The 18,116-nt window shown below is 64.3% G+C and carries 13 protein-coding genes; 10 read left to right on the top strand and 3 right to left on the bottom strand.

Annotation, left to right across the window (positions count from 1 at the left end):
- The first annotated feature begins 237 nt into the window (after positions 1 to 237).
- From FHR27_RS25155 to argE, 7 genes are all read left to right on the top strand, one after another.
- On the top strand, positions 238 to 1,566 hold the full coding sequence (locus FHR27_RS25155; protein WP_179539863.1) for a hypothetical protein: 1,329 nt from the start codon (positions 238 to 240) through the stop codon (positions 1,564 to 1,566).
- Positions 1,567 to 1,949: 383 nt separating this feature from the next.
- On the top strand, positions 1,950 to 3,449 hold the full coding sequence (locus FHR27_RS25150) for an aldehyde dehydrogenase family protein (RefSeq protein WP_042554715.1): 1,500 nt from the start codon (positions 1,950 to 1,952) through the stop codon (positions 3,447 to 3,449).
- A gap of 379 nt (positions 3,450 to 3,828) precedes the next feature.
- Positions 3,829 to 5,316 carry a sensor domain-containing diguanylate cyclase gene (locus tag FHR27_RS25145; protein ID WP_179539862.1) on the top strand — a complete coding sequence of 496 codons (1,488 nt, stop codon included), beginning with the start codon at positions 3,829 to 3,831 and terminating at the stop codon, positions 5,314 to 5,316.
- 174 nt (positions 5,317 to 5,490) lie between these two features.
- Positions 5,491 to 6,792: a flavin-containing monooxygenase gene (locus FHR27_RS25140; protein WP_179539861.1), complete on the top strand. Its 1,302-nt coding sequence runs from the start codon at positions 5,491 to 5,493 to the stop codon at positions 6,790 to 6,792.
- Positions 6,792 to 7,217 carry a RidA family protein gene (locus FHR27_RS25135; protein ID WP_042554711.1) on the top strand — a complete coding sequence of 142 codons (426 nt, stop codon included), beginning with the start codon at positions 6,792 to 6,794 and terminating at the stop codon, positions 7,215 to 7,217. Before FHR27_RS25140 ends, FHR27_RS25135 begins: the two co-directional genes overlap by 1 nt.
- 10 nt (positions 7,218 to 7,227) lie before the next feature.
- Complete coding sequence (locus FHR27_RS25130; protein WP_179539860.1) at positions 7,228 to 7,905, top strand: DUF1028 domain-containing protein; 678 nt, start codon at positions 7,228 to 7,230, stop codon at positions 7,903 to 7,905.
- Positions 7,898 to 9,061, top strand: a complete 1,164-nt coding sequence (gene argE, locus FHR27_RS25125) for an acetylornithine deacetylase (protein ID WP_179539859.1) — start codon at positions 7,898 to 7,900, stop codon at positions 9,059 to 9,061. Before FHR27_RS25130 ends, argE begins: the two co-directional genes overlap by 8 nt.
- Before the next feature lie 1,278 nt (positions 9,062 to 10,339).
- Here the strand turns inward: argE and FHR27_RS25120 are convergent.
- On the bottom strand, positions 10,340 to 11,263 hold the full coding sequence (locus FHR27_RS25120; RefSeq protein ID WP_042554708.1) for a LysR family transcriptional regulator: 924 nt from the start codon (positions 11,261 to 11,263) through the stop codon (positions 10,340 to 10,342).
- 318 nt (positions 11,264 to 11,581) lie between these two features.
- On the opposite strand from FHR27_RS25120, the gene FHR27_RS25115 reads away from it, so the two are divergent.
- A complete protein-coding gene (locus tag FHR27_RS25115) occupies positions 11,582 to 12,634 on the top strand; it encodes an ABC transporter substrate-binding protein (protein WP_179539858.1) in 1,053 nt (350 codons plus the stop codon).
- Positions 12,635 to 12,704: 70 nt separating this feature from the next.
- On the opposite strand, the gene FHR27_RS25110 is transcribed toward FHR27_RS25115, so the two are convergent.
- Together FHR27_RS25110 and FHR27_RS25105 are read right to left on the bottom strand one after the other, a co-directional pair.
- Entirely contained in the window at positions 12,705 to 14,117 is a 1,413-nt protein-coding gene (locus tag FHR27_RS25110; protein ID WP_179539857.1) for an amino acid permease, read from the bottom strand.
- Between the two features lie 695 nt (positions 14,118 to 14,812).
- On the bottom strand, positions 14,813 to 16,765 hold the full coding sequence (locus FHR27_RS25105) for a DNA topoisomerase III (protein WP_179539856.1): 1,953 nt from the start codon (positions 16,763 to 16,765) through the stop codon (positions 14,813 to 14,815).
- Between the two features lie 140 nt (positions 16,766 to 16,905).
- Between FHR27_RS25105 and FHR27_RS25100 the strand changes: the two genes are divergently transcribed.
- Positions 16,906 to 17,148: an exodeoxyribonuclease VII small subunit gene (locus tag FHR27_RS25100; RefSeq protein WP_042554704.1), complete on the top strand. Its 243-nt coding sequence runs from the start codon at positions 16,906 to 16,908 to the stop codon at positions 17,146 to 17,148.
- On the top strand, positions 17,145 to 18,032 hold the full coding sequence (gene ispA, locus FHR27_RS25095; protein ID WP_179539855.1) for a (2E,6E)-farnesyl diphosphate synthase: 888 nt from the start codon (positions 17,145 to 17,147) through the stop codon (positions 18,030 to 18,032). The genes FHR27_RS25100 and ispA overlap by 4 nt, the downstream gene beginning before the upstream one ends.
- The last annotated feature ends 84 nt before the right edge of the window (positions 18,033 to 18,116 follow it).

Raw genomic sequence — 18,116 nt, 5'->3', positions numbered from 1 at the left:
AGGTCGTCTTGCCCCTGGCTGCCGCTGTTCTTGTTGCTGCCTGACATCCAGCATCCCCACACCTCCCGCTGGCCATCGCGGTCAACAACGCTGGCAGCCACAGACAAGACGTGGCTCCCCACGGGCGTGACTAATGGCCCGTCGAGGCACGCAACTGCTGCGCTGCCAGCAGACTACTGCCAACCCGGAACGGCAGAAATTCCGGATACAGATAACAGCAACAGGGGAGCACTCGTCATGGCGCAACCAACCCGCCGTCCAACACTGGCCCAGGCCATCTGCCTGAGCATCGCCACGCTGGCTACCAGCCAGGGCGTCAACGCGTACGAGCTATACGCCGACGACGACACCCACCTCAATGCCGATCTGCTGGCCGTCTACGGCTGGTTCAACAGCCGCAAGAACTACGACGGCACCGCGGGTGGCTCGACCTGGCGCGAAGGCTTCATCAAATATGGCATCAGCGGTGACCAGGGCCTTGCCGGTGCAGGCACGGCTTACGGCGCCTTCAATCTGGTGAGCTCGGGTACCTGGGGCGATGGCGATGCCGCCGGCAACACCGACGGCTCCGAGCGCACCACCAAGATCGAGGAAGCCTACCTGGGCTGGCGCTCGGCGAACCTCTTCCCGCGGCTCGGCAAGGATGGCGTGGATGCCTCGTTTGGCCGCCAGATCATCAAGATCGGCAGCGGTTTCCTGCTCAACGATGACGGCCCCAACCTGGGCAACGGCCCGGCCGACGGCGCGCTGAATCGCGGTGGTGCCTATTACCTCGCTGCCCGTCATGCCTTCGATCGCACGGCCGTACTGCGCCTCGGCGGTCAGGATGGTTTGCACGGCAGCGTGCTGTGGCTGAAATCCGACAACCGTGCCCAGGCGGAAACCGAGCTGGCTGCCGGAACCCTGGACTACACCACCAAGGCCGGCACCCTCGGCCTGACCTGGATCCACGGGCTCGACGTTACCGACCAGTGGGCCAGCGAATTCCAGCAACAACGCGACGGCATGGATGTGTACAGCCTGCGCGGTGAAGGCGACGCCGGTATCGAGAACGCCAGCTTCGGCTTCGAATACGCCTGGCAGGACAAGGAGGCCGGCATCGAGAAAGCCTGGTACGCCGAAGCCGGCTATACCTTCGCCGATATCGCCTGGGCACCCAAGCTGACCTACCGCTACAGCCGCTACTCCGAAAGCTGGGACTCGCTGTTCAATGGCCTGAGTTCGGGCTACGGCACCTGGTTCCAGGGCGAGGTGGCGGCCAACTACTCAGGCCCCTTCAACAGCAACACCGGTGTGCATCATGTCGGTTTCAAGGTCACGCCACTGGAGAACCTGACCCTCGGCGCCCTGTACTTCGACTTCAATACGCTGCACAAGAGCAATGCCCTGAACCTCGATGCCCGGGAGCTGGACATCTATGCCGAATGGGCGGTCAGCGAGCACCTGATCATCAGCCCGCTGCTGGGCCTGTACCAGCCGAGCAAGGATGAACGCAGCGGCGGCAATCAGGTCGGCGGCAATGGCACCAACGTCTACAGCCAACTGGTGGTGGCCGTACCGTTCTGACGATAACCGCCATGCCCCTCAACGCCGTGGCTGTGCCGCGGCGTTGTCGTTTCCGGCCGGGTGCACAGGCAAAAAAAACCGCCAGAGACCAAGCCGGCGGTAAAGAGATGCGTAATGACGTGGACCAACATCGCCGCAACCACCACGCGGCAGCGACGCCATGACTATGACGAGCCGGGCGACTCTGCGCTTGCTCCTGTTTGCCACGCGCCTTGCCTCTCTCTGACACGGGCCAGCCGCTCGCCTCACGGATCGCCAGCGTATGCACGCAGAGTCATGTCACCCCGGCAGGCAGAGTCAAGTCACCTCGGGCGCCCCTGCTTATGCTGAGCAGGTGATCGCCATCGGCGAATTATCAACCTGCCCAGTTTCAGGAGCCGCCCGTGACAACTTCCCAGATCGATACTCTTGCCAGCGTCGAGGCCTTTCTTGCACGAACCCATGCCTCGTTCATCGACGGGCAACAGCGCCAGCCCCGCACCGGCGCGCACCAGGATCTCTTCAATCCGGCCACCAACAGAGTGATCAGCCGCGTACAGCAGGCCGATGCCCATCAGGTGGAGCTCATCGTGCAGAGTGCCCAGCAGGCCTTCAAATCCGGGATATGGAGCGGCCTGGCACCGGCCCAGCGCGAGCGCATTCTGCTGCGCTTCGCCGATCTGGTCGAAGCCCACGGTGAAGAGCTGGCCCAACTGGAAACCCTCAATCAGGGCAAGTCGATCCACCTGGCACGCGCCGTCGAAGTGGGTGCCTCACTCAACTACATGCGATACATGGCGGGTTGGGCGACCAAGATCGAGGGCCAGACTCTGGACGTATCGATTCCGGTCCCCGCCGGGGCGCGCTTCAACGCCTATACACGCCGCGAGGCAGCCGGGGTGATCGCCGGTATCGTGCCGTGGAACTTCCCGCTGATGATCGCCCTGTGGAAGGTCATGCCAGCCCTGGCCTGCGGTAACACCATCATCATCAAGCCCGCCGACGAGACGCCACTGACTGCGCTGCGCCTGGCCGAGCTGGCCATCGAGGCCGGTGTACCGGCAGGTGTGTTCAACGTACTCATTGGCAAGGGTTCGGAGGCCGGAGCGGCACTGGTCGCGCACCCGAAAGTCAACAAGGTGTCGTTCACCGGCTCAACCGCGGTGGGCAAGCAAGTGGGCGTAGCGGCGTTGCACAACATGACCCGCTTCACCCTCGAACTGGGTGGCAAGAACCCCATGCTGGTACTGGCTGACGCCGATATCGACAAGGCTGTAGCCGGTGCCATCGGTGGCGGCCTGCTCAACCAGGGTCAGGTGTGCGCAGCCGCCTCACGCCTGTACGTGCATGCCAGCCGTCACAAGGATTTCGTCGAGGCGCTGACCGCCCAGGTTTCCGCGCTGAAGATCGGCGCTGGCATGGATCCCGACGCGCAGATCAATGCTCTGGTTTCGCGCAAGCAGCAAGATAGCGTGCTGCGCTACCTGGACATCGCCCGCCGGGAAGGTGCGCAGTTCACTACGGGCGGCGGCAAGCCAGACCTGCCGGGTTACTTCGTGCAACCCACGGTACTCAGCAACCTGCAGCAGCACATGACCTCGGTGCAGGAAGAAATCTTCGGACCGGTCCTTTCGGTGCTGCCGTTCGACGATGTCGAGCAGGCACTGGACATGCTCAACGACAGCCGCTATGGCCTCACCGCAAGCATCTGGAGCAATGATCTGGGCCGCGTGATGGATCTGATCCCGCGTATCGAAGCCGGAACGGTGTGGGTCAACAATCACGTACCTGTAGACCCCAACCTGCCCTTCGGCGGCTACAAGCAGTCTGGTATCGGTCGGGAGTTTGGCCGAGCCGCTATCGAAGGTTTCACCGAGACGAAGTCGGTCTGCATCACCTACTGACCCTGACGACGTCGGTAAGGCTCCAGCACTTGCGACAGCTTGTAGCCTTGCCGACCCTCATGAAAAAAATGCTGTTTGTGTCCATCCGCCACTCTCCCCTCGCGCCGCCCGGATCGCAGTATCGCCTGGCCTGCACGACAAGCCACAACGACGCCATCTCACGGAATTCGAGCGCGCACTGCCAGCCTGCAGCCAAGCCATTCATAATTGCCGCATAGCCCTCTATCATTAGGTGAACCAGCGCGTTCATCTAACGCAGCCTATCCCGCCGAGTCCGCCAATGGCGCAGGGCGATACGAGCAACACTGCCTAAGCCGGGCCTGCACACTCGATGAGTCAGACTTCGAAAATCGGTCACCTCAGGCGCCTGGTCGCGCTCATGACCCTCGTGGTGGGCGTTGCCTTTCTGGCGCTGACCTACCTGCAGGTCGAATGGGACAAGCGCGAGGCGCTGAAGCAGCATGTCGACGATATGCAGAACCTGTCGACGGCGCTTACCCGGCAGGCCGAGTCGACGATCCGCGATGCGCACACGGTGCTGATCGGCATCAAGCGCAAGCTGGAGATTACCGGCTACAACGCGCAGAACCTGCATGAGGTGCTGGAGGTATCCCGCGCGCAGCTAGGGGTGCTGCGTGATGTCGAAGGCTTTACCGTGATTGGTACGGATGGCCGGGCACTGATCACCACGATCCCCGAACCCAACGCGAACTACAGCGCCGCCGACCGGGACTACTTCGCGCTGCATCGCGTGAACGCGAACCATGGCCTGTGCATTGGCGCGCCCATTCGCAGCCGCATGACCGGTGAATGGGTCATTTCGCTGTCGCTGCGCCTCAACGAGGCCGACGGCGAGTTTCGCGGCGTGGTGCTGGCGACACTGGTGATCGAGCGCTTCGTGGATTTCTATCAGACCATCGACCTGGGTAGCGAAGGGGTGATCGGCCTGGTCAAACGCGACGGCACCATCCTCGCCCGGTCGCAGATGGCGCCCGAGAACTATGCGGTCAACGTCTCGAAGAGCCCGGTGCTGCGCATGATCAACGACGATGGCGTGACGCGCGGCAGCATGGTGCTGACGGCGATCCTCGATGGCGTTCGGCGCATCTATGGCTTCGACTCCAGCGCCGAGTACCCGATTGTGGTGGCTGCGGCGGTGTCCGAAGAGCAGGCGATAGAGGCCTGGAAAAACCGCGCCCGGCAGACGTGGTTGCTGAGCGGCATCGTGTTGCTGCTATTCGTGTCGCTGGCCTGGCTGATCTGGCGTGCGCTGATGCGTCAGGGCCAGATGGAGGCGAGCCTGAAGGGCATGCACCGGGAGCTGGCGGAGGCCAACCAGGCGCTGGAGATCATCGCCGGTGAAGACGCCCTCACCGGCCTGGCCACACGGCGCCGGTTGGATGAAGCGCTGCAGGCGGCGTTCAGCTCGGCGGCGGCCCAGGGGCAGTGGCTGTCCTTCGTGCTGGTCGATGTGGATTACTTCAAACGCTTCAACGATCAGTACGGCCACCCGGCCGGTGACGAGGCGCTACGGCAGGTGGCGGCGGTGCTCAAGCGCCACGCCAAGCGCAGCGCGGATACCACCGCACGCTATGGCGGCGAGGAACTGGCGCTGATCCTGCCGGGCGCGGAAAGCGCGCCGGCACTGGCCGTGGCCGAGCGCATCCGCGCCGATGTCGAGGCGCTGGCGATTGCCAACGAGGGCTCGCCCTACGCCACGCTGACCCTGAGCATCGGCGTCGCCTCCTGCGTGCCGGGGCGGGATTTGCCGACGCCAGCGGCCCTGGTCGCCGCTGCCGATGTGGCCCTGTATGCCGCCAAGGGCGCTGGCCGCAACCGGGTGATGTCCGGCGCCGCCCCTGCCTGATGCCGCCCCGTGCGGCGGTGCCCAGCTTTTTGCTGGTCAACGACTACAAAAACGCTAATTTCGCTATCCCCTGCCTCTGAACACAATGGCCTCAATGCACGAGCGGCTTGCGCGAAGTGCCCCAAGGCCAGCCTTGGCCGAAAGGCACCCGGCCTCCTTCAGAGGAACATAGAGATGACTGTCGAGAAGATCGAAATAGACACCCTGGTGGTTGGCGCGGGCCAGGCCGGTGTGGCGATGAGCGAGCACCTGAGCAAGCTGGGCGTCCCCCATCTGGTGCTGGAGCGCGACCGCATCGCCGAACGCTGGCGCACCATGCGCTGGGATTCGCTGGTGGCCAACGGGCCGGCCTGGCATGACCGCTTTCCCGGCCTGGAATTCGACCTCGACGAGGATGCCTTTCCCGCCAAGGAGCAGGTAGCCGCCTACTTCGAAGCCTATGCGCGCACCTTCAACGCGCCGATTCGCACCGGCGTGGAAGTGAAGAAGGTCCGCCGCAATGCCAATCGCCCCGGTTTCACCGTCGAAACCTCACAGGGGGTGATCGAGGCCAACCGCGTGGTCGCTGCCACCGGGCCGTTCCAGCGCCCGGTTATCCCGGCCATCGCCCCTAAGGACGAGCGCCTGACGCAGATCCACTCCGCCGAATACCGCAATCCTCAGCAGTTGCCCGCCGGTGCGGTACTGGTGGTGGGCGCGGGCTCCTCGGGCACGCAGATCGCCGATGAGCTGATGCAGGCCGGGCGCCAGGTGTACCTGTCGGTCGGCGCCCATGATCGCCCGCCGCGCAGCTATCGCGACCGGGATTTCTGCTGGTGGCTGGGCGTGCTCGGCGAATGGGATCAGGAAACCCCGAAGGCCGGCCGCGAGCACGTGACCATCGCCGTCAGCGGCGCCGGCGGCGGCAAGACCATCGACTTCCGCCGGCTGGCCCATGAAGGCATGACGCTGGTCGGCCTGACCCGCACGTTCGAAAACGGCGTGGTGCAGTTTGCCGACGACCTGGTCGATAACGTCCGCCGTGGTGACGAGAACTACCTGGCGCTGCTCGATGCCGCGGATGCTTACATCGCCCGCAACGGCCTGGATCTGCCGGAGGAACCAGAGGCACGCGTAATCCCTGCAGATCCAGCCTGCATGACCGAGCCGCTGCGCGAACTGGACCTGATCGCAGCCGGCGTGACGTCGATCATCTGGGCCACCGGCTTCGCCACCGACTTCAGCTGGCTGGAGGCCGATACCTTCGACGCCAACGGCAAGCCGCAGCATCAGCGCGGCGTGTCTCGCGAGCCGGGCATCTATTTCCTCGGTTTGCCATGGCTGTCACGCCGGGGTTCGTCGTTCATCTGGGGCGTGTGGCACGACGCCAAGCACGTCGCCGATCACATCGCCACGCAACGCAAGTACACCGCCTATCGCGATGCCGCGCAGCGCCAGGCAGACGCCCCCATCACCCGCCTGCAGGGAGTCAACTGATGCCCACTCATACCCGTATCCGCATGTTCAACACCAAGGACACCTACCCCAACCAGTCCCTGGACAATGACCTCTGCCAGGCCGTGCGCGCCGGCAACACGGTGTACGTGCGCGGCCAGGTAGGCACCGACTTCGACGGCAACCTGGTCGGCCTCGGCGACCCGCAGGCGCAGACCGAACAGGCGATGAAGAACCTCAAGCAACTGCTCGAAGAAGCCGGCAGCGACCTCTCGCACATCGTCAAGACCACCACTTACCTGATCGACCCGCGCTACCGCGAACCGGTGTACAAGGAAGTCGGCAAATGGCTGAAGGGGGTGTTCCCCATCTCCACCGGCCTGGTGGTGTCGGCCCTCGGTCAGCCGCAGTGGCTGATGGAAATCGACGTGATCGCCGTGATCCCGGACGACTGGCAAGCCAAATGAGGAGGCAGGCATGACCTTTTCCATCGTCGGGCGCTGCCCGGAAACCGGGCAACTGGGCATCGCCATCAGCTCGTCGAGCATTGCCGTGGGCGCGCGCTGCCCCTGGCTGCGTGCCGGCGTGGGGGCGGTGGCCACCCAGAACGTCACCCTGCCCGCCCTCGGCCCGCAGATTCTCGACCTGCTGGAGCAACAGACGCTGGAACCAAGCGACGCCCTGCAGCGCGCGCTGAGCGCCAATGGCTGGAGCCAGTACCGCCAGGTGACGGTGATCGACAGCCATGGCCGCACTGCGCTGTTCAGCGGCAAGGAAGCGCTGGGGCTGTACAACGCGGTGGCCGGTGAGCAGTGCGTGGCGGCGGGTAATCTGCTGTCGGGCGAAGCGGTGATCCAGGCCATGGTCGAGGCATTCGAGAATGCCAGCGGGCAACTGGCTGACCGCCTGCTCGCGGCCATGCATGGGGCGATGGCCGCTGGCGGCGAAGCCGGCCCGGTGCACTCGGCCGCGCTCAAGGTGGTGGGCGATCTGGTCTGGCCGATCATCGACCTGCGGGTCGACTGGGCCGACGATGACCCCATCGGTCAGCTGGATGGCTTGTGGCAGGCTTACCGGCCGCAGATGCAGGATTACCTGACCCGCGCCCTCGACCCGACGGCCGCGCCAAGCTACGGAGTACCGGGTGATGAATGAGCCCAGCAGCCGCGCCCTGCTCGAGCGGCTGATCGGCTTCGCCACGGTCAGCCGTGATTCCAACCTGCAGTTGATCGCATTCATCCGCGATTACCTGGCAGGGTTCGGCGTCGACAGCGAGCTGTTCCACAATGCCGAAGGCACCAAGGCCAACCTGTTCGCCACCATCGGCCCGCCGGATCGTGGCGGCGTGGTGCTGTCCGGCCACACCGATGTGGTGCCGGTGGATGGCCAGGCCTGGACCCTCGACCCGTTCCAGTTGACCGAGCGGGACGGGCGCTTGTACGGCCGTGGTGCGGCGGACATGAAAGGCTTTATCGCCTGCGTACTCGCAGCGGTGCCAGGGTTTCTGCAACGCCCGCTGCAAGTGCCGGTGCACCTGGCGTTTTCCTACGACGAGGAAGTCGGCTGCCTCGGCGTGCGTTCCATGCTCGCCGAACTGCAAAAACGCCCGCACAAACCGACCCTGTGCCTGATCGGCGAACCCACCGAACTCAAGCCCGTGCTCGGCCACAAGGGCAAGCTGGCGATGCGCTGTGAAGTGCATGGCGCCGCCTGCCATTCGGCGTACGCGCCCTACGGCGTGAATGCCATCGAGTACGCGGCGCGGCTGATCGGCCACCTGGGAGATATCGGTGAGCGCCTGGCCCAGCCCGAGCACCACGACGCGCGCTTCGACCCGCCCTTCTCCACCGTGCAGACCGGCCTGATCAAGGGCGGCCGCGCGCTGAACATCGTGCCAGCGGAATGCGAGTTCGATTTCGAGGTGCGCGCGTTGCCGGGCTTCGACGCGCAGAGCGTGGCGGATGAATTGCAGAATTACGCCGCCCAGCAACTGCTGCCGAAGATGCAGGCGGTGAGCGCCGCCAGCGATATCCGCCTGCAAGCGCTGAGCGCCTACCCCGGCCTTGCCACACCGCCCGACAGCGAGGCCGCGCGTCTGCTGACGAGGATCTGCGGGTCGAGTGATTTCGGCACCGTGGCCTTCGGCACCGAAGGCGGCCTGTTCGACGGCGCCGGCATCCCCACCGTGGTCTGCGGCCCCGGCAGCATGGACCAGGGCCACAAGCCCGACGAGTTCGTCAGCGTGGAACAGCTCCAGGGGTGTGATGCGATGCTCTCGAGACTGGCGGATTACCTGCGCGAGCCGCTGTGATTCCCGGTTGTTCGATGGGGCATAGAAGAGAGCGTAGCGTAGGGTGGACGACGCCTCACCCGTCCCGATTAGCCCGCTCTCACAGTGGCGTAGGGTGGGCTTCAGCCCACCAGAATCCCGCGAGTCAGCGCGAACCCAACCCCGCAACGGTGGGCTAAAGCGCCACCCTACGAGCGAATCGCGGGTAACCGACGCCTCACCCATCCACCGTGCACCAACCACGATTGGCCCGCTCTCACAGAGGAGAGAGTGACTTCGTGGCGTAGGGTGGGCTTCAGCCCACCAGAATCCGGCGAGTCCGCGCGAACCCAACCCCGCAACGGTGGGCTAAAGCGCCACCCTACGAGCGAATCGCGGGTAACCGACGCCTTACCCGCCCACCAGGCGCCAACCACGATTAGTCCTTTTATGGGGGAGCGCGCCATGCGCGCGAAATCGCGGGCATGGCCCGCTCCCACAGAGGAGAGAGTAACTTCGTGGCGTAGGGTGGGCTTCAGCCCACCAAAACCCCGCGAGTCCGCGCGAACCCAATCCCGCAACGGTGGGCTAAAGCACCACCCTACGAGCGAATCGCAGGGTAGCCGACGCCTCACCCATCCACCGTGCACTAACCACGATTGGCCCGCTCCCACAGGGGAGAGAGTGACTTCGTGGCGTAGGGTGGGCTTCAGCCCACCAGAACCCCGTAAGTCCGCGCGAACCCAACGCCGCAACGGTGGGCTGAAGCACCACCCTACGAGCGAATCGCGGGTAACCGACGCCTCACCCATCCACCGTGCACCAACCACGATTGGCCCTTTTATGTGGGAGCGCGCCATGCGCGCGAAATCGCGGGCATGGCCCGCTCCCACAGAGGAGAGAGTGACTTCGTGGCGTAGGGTGGGCTTCAGCCCACCAGAATCCCGCGAGTCCGCGCGAACCCAATCCTGCAACGGTGGGCTAAAGCGCCACCCTACGAGCGAATCGCGGGTAACCGACGCCTTACCCGCCCACCAGGCGCCAACCACGATTAGTCCTTTTATGGGGGAGCGCGCCATGCGCGCGAAATCGCGGGCATGGCCCGCTCCCACAGAGGAGAGAGTGACTTCGTGGCGTAGGGTGGGCTTCAGCCCACCAGAATCCGGCGAGTCAGCGCGAACCCAACCCCGCAACGGTGGGCTGAAGCACCACCCTACGAGCGAATCGCAGGGTAGCCGACGCCTCACCCATCCACCGTGCATCAACCACGATTGGCCCGCTCCCACAGTGGCGATGGCCAATATCCGCGTTTACCCGGCTCTACAGCCCGGCACTCTCGCTAAGCTGGCTCAACCGCTCCCGGCAGAAGTCGACGAACAGTTGCGCCGGTTTGGTGAGCTGGCCGCGTTTCAGGCGTGCTGCCACCAGGCCTGAGGTGGCGACGGGTTCGGTGATGTCCACGGTGACCACGCGCTTGCCGTCATAGGTGCATTCCGAATGCGGGCGGGTGACCAGCAGCGAGAAGCCGAAGCCCTGCCCCACCATGCCGCGCACCATTTCGATCGACGGTGAGCTGAAGACGATATTGGGGGTCAGCCCCAGCTCGTGGAACAGGCTGACGAAATAGGTACGGCTCGGCTGCACGTCGAGCAGGATCATCGGTTCCAGGCACAGATCGCGCAGCGATACCTGGGCCTGGCCGGCGAAACGGTGGTGCTCGGGCAACAGCACGTAGGGCTTCTGCGGCGGCATCAACGGCTCGGTGGCGATGGTGCCATCGAGGTCGTGCTCATACAGAAAGGCCAGGTCGAAGGAGCCGGCGGTCAGGCCCTGCACCAGCTCCTGCTGCTCGCCATCCCGGATACGGATGTCCACCCCCGGATAGCGCTCGCGAAAGCCGGCAATCAGTTGGGGCAAGTAGAGCGGCGCCACGGTTTCGAAGCAGCCGATATCGATCTGCCCGGCGACGATGTCGTTGTCGGCCAGGGCGTTCTGCTCGAACTCCCGCGCCATGCGCAGCAGTTGCTGGGCCTTCTCGTAGAAGCGCGCGCCGCTGGGCGTGAGCGATACACCCTGGGCGTGATGGCGGATGAACAGTTGCACACCGAAGCTTTCTTCGAGGCCCTTGATCGCCGTGGAGATGGATGGCTGGGCGATGTACAGCTGCCGCGAGGCCTCGGCCACGCTGCCTGCTTCCACCGTGGTGACGAAGTACTTGAGTTGCCTGAGGGTGTAGGAAGCCACGTGTCGATCTCACCGCCATTACTCCCTGCACCTTACCCCAGTAATGCGCCGCTACGGGGCGAAGGCTTGCAAAGTTTTTTCGTATGTCTCGAGCATATTTTTAATAATTTTCCTCCTCGCCGGACTGACGCACCATGTCCCTCACTCGAACACCCCACGGGTCGCCACGACGGCCCGAACGGATTGCCGTTCACGCTCCCCACGGAGCGGACGCCCATAACAACAGAGATTCCCTGACGCGTGGTACGACGCGCAGGTTCGCCGATTCGGCCATTACTGCCTCAGACCTACAACGTAAAAAACAGCGAGGGAGTTTCCATGTTCAAGCACTTGCGTCCATGCATCCGGGCCGCCATCGGCCTGTCCATTCTGGCCGGAGCCAGCACCTCGGCCCTGGCCGAATCCAGCCTGACGGTGATTTCCTTCGGTGGCGCCACCAAGGTCGCGCAGACCGCTGCCTACTTCAAACCCTTCGAGCAGAGCGGTGCCGGCCAGGTAATCGCTGGCGAATACAACGGCGAACTGTCCAAGGTCAAAGCCATGGTCGACGTCGGTCAGGTGACCTGGGACGTGGTCGAACTGGAAAGCCCGGAGCTGCAACGTGGCTGCGAAGAGGGCCTGTTCGAGCGCCTGGATCCGGCCATTCTTGGCGACACCAGCCAGTACATTCCGGGCACCGTCAGTGAGTGCGGCGTGGCCACCTATGTGTGGTCGATGGTGATGGCCTACAACGGCGACAAGCTGAAAACCGCGCCGGCATCCTGGGCCGACTTCTGGGATCTGCAGAAATTTCCTGGCAAGCGTGGCCTGCGCAAAAGCGCCAAGTACACCCTGGAAGCGGCCTTGCTGGCCGATGGCGTAAGCCGCGACGAGCTCTACAAGGTGCTGGGCACGCCCGAAGGCGTCGACCGCGCCTTCAAGAAACTGGACACCATCAAATCCTCCATCCAGTGGTGGGAAGCCGGCGCCCAGCCTCCGCAATGGCTGCTGGCCGGTGATGTGGCCATGTCCGCCGCCTACAACGGCCGCATCGGCGTGGCTCAAAAGGAAGGCGCCAACCTGAAGATTTCCTGGAACGGCAGCCTGTACGACCCGGAGCACTGGGCCATCGTCAAAGGCAGCCCGAACAAGGCACTGGCCGAGCGTTTCATCAAGTTCGCCAGCCAGGCGGACACGCAAAAGGTGTTCTCCAGCCAGATTCCATACGGCCCGGTACACAAGCAGACCCTGCCGCAACTGCCCGCCGATGTGCAGGCGCAGTTGCCAACCGCCGAAGCCAACATGGCCGGCGCCCAACTGGTGAACGCCGAGTTCTGGATCGACCACGGCGAAGAACTCGAAGAGCGCTTCAATGGCTGGGCGGCGCGTTGATCGGTCAGCAGCAGAAATGAAAAGGGGCGCCCTCTCACGAGTGCGCCCCTTTTCGCTCATGCCGACGTGGTCAGCGTGCCAGTTTCTTCGCCGCGCGCAGGTGGACCATGACGCCCAGCGCCACGACCACGGCTGCAGCCGCGCCGGTGGAGATGACCAGTACCTGATACTCCTCGACGAAGGCCATGGTCACCAGGCAGCCGACGATGAACACGATCACCAGGTAGGTCAGCCAGGGGAACAGCCACATTTTCAGGCGGATGTCCTTGCCTTCGGCTTCCAGCTTGCGGCGCATCTTGAGCTGCGAGAAGGCGATCACCAGGTAGACCAGCAGGGCGATCATGCCGGTGGTGTTCATCAGGGTGTCGAGCACGTCCTTAGGGCGCAGGGTTTCGCTGAAGTTGATCAGCGCCACGAAGATGGCCACCGAGCAGGAAGCGATGATCGCGAATACCGGTACGCCGGTCCCCGAACGGGTGATCTTCAGGAACCGCGGTGCATCACCCCGGGTGGACAGCGAGAACAGCATGCGCGAAGCGGTGTAGTGCGCCGAGATCATGCAGCTGCTCACCGAGGTCAGCACCACGAAATTCATCACCAGCTCGGCATACGGGATGCCCAACAGCTCCAGGGTGCGGCGATAGGAGCCGTAGCCCGATTGCGCCATCAGCGGGTCGTTCCACGGCACCAGGCAGACGATCAGGAAGATCGAGCCGATGTAGAACAGGCACACGCGCCAGACCACCGAGTTGGTCGCCTTGACGATCTGCGTCGACGGGTCCTTGGCCTCCGAAGCGGCGATGGTGACGATTTCCGCACCGAGGAAGGCGAACATCACCCCGAGGATGGCTACCACCACGGCTTCGATACCGTTGGGCATGAAGCCCTGGGCCGTCAGGTTGCTGAAACCACGCACCTCCCCGGTCGGCCACAGGCTGAGCACGGCCATGCTGCACACGACCAGGAAGCAGATGATCGCCACCACCTTGATCAGCGCGAACCAGAACTCGAACTCCCCGTAGTGCTTGACGTTGAAGAAGTTGATGCTGATCAGCAGCAGCGTGGTGGCCAGCACGAAGACGTTGACGCTGACTTCGGGGAACCAGCCATGCAGGATGGTGCCCGCCACGTAGGCCTCCCAGGCCATGAGGATCACCCAGAACCACCAGTACAGCCAGCCGATGGTGAAGCCGGCCCAGCGGCCGATGGCGCGCTCGGCGTAGGTGGAAAATGAGCCGGTGTCCGGCGAGGAGGTCGCCATTTCACCGAGCATGCGCATGATCAGCACCACCAGAATGCCACCGGCCAGATAGGCCAGTACGGCAGCTGGGCCAGCGCTGTGAATCACGCTGCCGGAGCCGACGAACAATGCGCCGCCGATGACACCGGCGATCGACATCATGGTGAGGTGCCGGGGCTTCAATGATGCACTGAGCTTGCTCTCGTGCTCCTGCTTTGCCTTGTCGGCTGATACCGCATCCATAGAAGGACTACCTCTTGTTGATTTTGCTGGAAACAGTGAAGCCGGGCCGCTGTGCACGACGGCCATGCGGCGCGCCAGCAGGCTTCACTGTGTGATCGCTGTCCATGTGAGCGTTTCCGGATCCGGCGAACCGGTCTCGGGCAACAGTTCCTTGCCGAAATCCATCCGGTTCAATCAGAGAAAGGCCCCGTCACCACCGTGACCGCCGAGCCATCTACCGCAGCGGTGCTGCCTGAAAAAGCGCCGGCACACCGAGCTGAATGTTCGTTTTACTCTACATACCGGTGCAAACCACCGGCGCCTGGCCAATGCTTTCGCCGTCGATCACGGCTCCGAAAGGCACCCTGAAACCCTTTAAAACAAGCCGCAGACGGGCATTCCGGCACGAGCGAACAAGCAAATGAAACCCGTTCGTTAAATTCAACGCGCCGGATGGTAACGGAAAATTTCTATTTGGGAATACTCCACGTATGCAACGGGCGGATGGGCGGCACCGGGGGAATGCTGACCGAAAGATTAGGAATCTGTGCCGGAGAGCCAGCAAAACGGCGGCTGAGCCATAAGCGCGTAGGAGCCCCGACCCGGGGCGAAGGGCGGCCGTACTGCAATATCAGATCGTTCCCACGCGCCGCGTGGTAACGCCTGCGGGGACGCTTCGCGCCCCTTGCGAGTGCATCAGGTGAACAGCATTCGACCTACTTCGGCTTGGCCTTTGCCGTACCCGTGCCGGCCCGTTTGGCAGGTGCACCTTTACGCGCGGCGGTCTTGCGCTTGTTCTTCCAAGGGGCACCGCGACCTTTGCTGGGCGCAGGACCGCTGATGTTCAGCTGCAGGCCAAGGCAGCGCTCGATCTGCTTGCCCATCCAGGTCGACTGCTTGGTGACGAACTCTTCCAGCGGCATCTCGCCGCTCTGCACCATGTCCAGCGCCTGCTCCCAGATGGCCGTGGTGCCAGGGTCGGCGATAGCCCGCGGCACTGCGTCGATCAGGCCAAAGGCCGCCGAGGTGGCGGCCAGGGTCTTGCCCTGCTTGATCAGGTAGCCGCGGTCGAGCAGCCCCTGGATGATGCCGGCGCGGGTGGCTTCGGTGCCGATGCCGGTGGTGTCCTTGAGTTTCTGCTTGAGGCGTGGGTCTTCGACCAGCCGTGCCACGTTCTTCATGGCCTGGATCAGGTCACCCTCGGTGAATGGCTTGGGCGGCTGGGTGTGCAGGTCCTTCAGCGACACCTCGCGCACCGCGCACTGCTGTCCTTCGCGCAGAGCCGGCAGTGCCTGGGGCGTCGGCGCTTCGCGCCCCTTGGCTGGCGACAGGGCTTCAGGCAGCGCGCGTTTCCAGCCGGGCTCGACGATCTGCTTGCCGACCGCGCGCAGAGCGTGCTCGGCACAGTCGAAATCGGCCTGGGTGCGGTCGTATTCATGGTTGGGCAGAAACTGCGCCAGGTAGCGGGCGCGAATCAGCTCGTAGACAGCACGCGGGCGACCGCTCAAGCGCGCCAGCCCTGCAGCGGCCAGGGTCGGAATGATGCCGTGGTGCGCGCTGACCTTGGCATCGTTCCAGGCCCGTGAACGGCGTTGTGCCTGGGTATGCGCCAGCACCTCACGCAAGCCCGGATCCGCCTGCCCCAGGGCGGCCAGAATGGCTGGCGCCTCGGCGTGCTGGCTCAGCGGCAGATAGCCGCAGTCGCTACGTGGGTAGGTGATCAGCTTGTCGGTCTCATAGAGCTTCTGGGCGATATCCAGGGTTTCCTGAGCGCCGAGGCCGAGCTTCTTCGAGCAGACCTGCTGCAGCGTGCCGAGGTCGAAGAGCAGTGGCGGCGCTTCGCGCATGCGCTCGGTCTTCAGTTGCTGCAACAGCGCCTGCTCGGCGCCCTGAATATCCGCGGCGGCGCGCTGCGCGACCTCCTGGCGCAGGCAGCGCCCCTGCTCGTCACACTGCGTTTCAGGGGCACGCCATTGGGCGGTGAAGGACGCGCCGTTGCCGTCGAGCAGTACATCGATCGCCCAGAACGGCACGGGGACGAAAGCGGCGATGCTGCGGTCGCGATCCACCACCAGGCGCAGGGTTGGTGTCTGCACGCGACCGACCGGCAGCACGCCCTGATAGCCGGATTTGCGCCCCAGCAGGGTGAACAGGCGGCTCATGTTCATGCCGATCAGCCAGTCGGCCCTGGAGCGGCCAAGCGCCGACTGATAAAGGTTGTAGGTACTGGCGCCAGGCCTGAGCGCAGCCAGCGCCTTGCGAATCGACGCATCATCCAGGGCCGATAACCACAGGCGCTGGATCGGCCCGCGGTAGCGACAATGGTCGAGCAACTCGCGGGCGATCATCTCGCCCTCACGGTCCGCATCGGTGGCGATCACCAGTTCGGCGGCCTCGCCAAGCAGCCGCTTGACCGCCTTGAACTGCGCGGCGGTCTTGGGTTTGACGCGCATCTTCCACTGCTGCGGCACGATGGGCAGATCGTCCAGCACCCAACGCTTGTAGCGCGCGTCGTAGGCATCCGGCGGCGCGGTTTCCAGGAGGTGGCCGATGCACCAGGTCACCGTCACCCCATTGCCCAGCCAGCAGCCGTCGCCGCGCCGCGTGGCACCGAGCACACTGGCGATATCCTTGGCTTGAGAGGGCTTTTCGCAGAGAAACAGACGCATGGGCACGGCTACAAAAGTGGCTAACAGCCGACACGATACTGTATATCGATACAGCTACGCTACGCCGTAGTCGATTGCCCGCGAACCGGGGCTCTGCTAGTGTCCCGCCGAACCGCGAACCCCGCCTGAGAATTCCCGCCATGGCCCGTAAGAAAGCCGCGCTCGATTTCGAGCAATCCCTGACCGACCTGCAAACCATCGTCGAACGCCTGGAAAACGGCGAACTTTCGCTGGAAGAGTCGCTGAGCGCCTTCGAGCAAGGCATCAGTCTGACCCGCGACTGCCAGGCCTCGCTGACTCAGGCCGAGCAGAAAGTACAGATTCTTCTCGAGCGCGATGGCGAACTGGAAGCGGCGCCGTTCGAAACGGACGAACCGTTATGATCGCCAGCTACCAGGCCCGCTGCCAGAAGCAGGTCGACGCCGCCCTGGAGCCGCTGTTCACGGCACCGCGTGTCGAGCTCGAACACCTGTATGCCGCCATGCGCTATAGCGTGTTCAATGGTGGCAAACGCGTTCGCCCGCTGCTCGCCTACGCCGCTTGCGAAGCACTCGGTGGCACAGCGCAGCAAGCCGACGGCGCAGCCTGCGCGGTGGAGCTGATCCACGCGTATTCCCTGGTGCATGACGACCTGCCAGCCATGGACGACGATGACTTGCGTCGCGGCCAGCCGACCACGCACAAGGCCTTCGACGAGGCCACGGCGATCCTCGCGGGCGATGGCCTGCAGAGCCTGGCTTTCGCCGTGCTCGCCAACGAAAAACGCAATCCGCACGATGCGCAAATCCGCCTGAGCATGTTCAGTGCTCTGGCCGACGCGGCCGGGCCTGCGGGCATGGTCGGCGGCCAGGCCATCGATCTCGGTTCGGTGGGGCAACAACTGCAGCAGCCGGCGCTGGAAGTGATGCATCGCCACAAGACCGGTGCGCTGATCGAAGCCAGCGTGCGCCTCGGCGCCCTGGCCAGTGGCCGCGCCGACGAACGCGCCCTGGCGGCGCTGAGCACCTACGCCCGGGCCATCGGCCTGGCCTTTCAGGTGCAGGACGATATCCTCGACGTGGAGAGCGATACCGCCACGCTGGGCAAGACCCAGGGCAAGGACCAGGCGAACGACAAACCTACCTACCCGGCCCTGCTGGGCCTGGAAGCGGCGAAAAGTTATGCCCTCGAGTTGCGCGATCAGGCCCTGCATGCGTTGCGTCCGTTCGACAGTGCCGCCGAGCCGCTGCGTGAACTGGCCCGTTACATCGTAGAAAGGCGCAACTGAACGCACGGCCTCGCTGTCTCATTCAACACGACTGCTGCGGCGATCCGCACCATGCCCATCTTGGGCACGGCCAGCCGCATCAGG

The organism is Pseudomonas flavescens, assembly GCF_013408425.1.
GTDB classification, from domain to species: Bacteria; Pseudomonadota; Gammaproteobacteria; order Pseudomonadales; family Pseudomonadaceae; genus Aquipseudomonas; species Aquipseudomonas fulva_A.
This window is presented reverse-complemented; position numbering and strand designations above follow the sequence as displayed.

Excerpts from the sequence above, each read along its gene's own strand:
- FHR27_RS25155 (WP_179539863.1), top strand. The coding sequence starts at position 238 with ATGGCGCAACCAACCCGCCGTCCAACACTGGCCCAGGCCATCTGCCTG.
- FHR27_RS25145 (WP_179539862.1), top strand. The coding sequence starts at position 3,829 with ATGACCCTCGTGGTGGGCGTTGCCTTTCTGGCGCTGACCTACCTGCAG.
- FHR27_RS25140 (WP_179539861.1), top strand. The coding sequence starts at position 5,491 with ATGACTGTCGAGAAGATCGAAATAGACACCCTGGTGGTTGGCGCGGGC.
- FHR27_RS25135 (WP_042554711.1), top strand. The coding sequence starts at position 6,792 with ATGCCCACTCATACCCGTATCCGCATGTTCAACACCAAGGACACCTAC.
- FHR27_RS25130 (WP_179539860.1), top strand. The coding sequence starts at position 7,228 with ATGACCTTTTCCATCGTCGGGCGCTGCCCGGAAACCGGGCAACTGGGC.
- argE (WP_179539859.1), top strand. The coding sequence starts at position 7,898 with ATGAATGAGCCCAGCAGCCGCGCCCTGCTCGAGCGGCTGATCGGCTTC.
- FHR27_RS25115 (WP_179539858.1), top strand. The coding sequence starts at position 11,582 with ATGTTCAAGCACTTGCGTCCATGCATCCGGGCCGCCATCGGCCTGTCC.
- FHR27_RS25110 (WP_179539857.1), bottom strand. The coding sequence starts at position 14,117 with ATGGATGCGGTATCAGCCGACAAGGCAAAGCAGGAGCACGAGAGCAAG.
- FHR27_RS25105 (WP_179539856.1), bottom strand. The coding sequence starts at position 16,765 with ATGCGTCTGTTTCTCTGCGAAAAGCCCTCTCAAGCCAAGGATATCGCC.
- FHR27_RS25100 (WP_042554704.1), top strand. The coding sequence starts at position 16,906 with ATGGCCCGTAAGAAAGCCGCGCTCGATTTCGAGCAATCCCTGACCGAC.
- ispA (WP_179539855.1), top strand. The coding sequence starts at position 17,145 with ATGATCGCCAGCTACCAGGCCCGCTGCCAGAAGCAGGTCGACGCCGCC.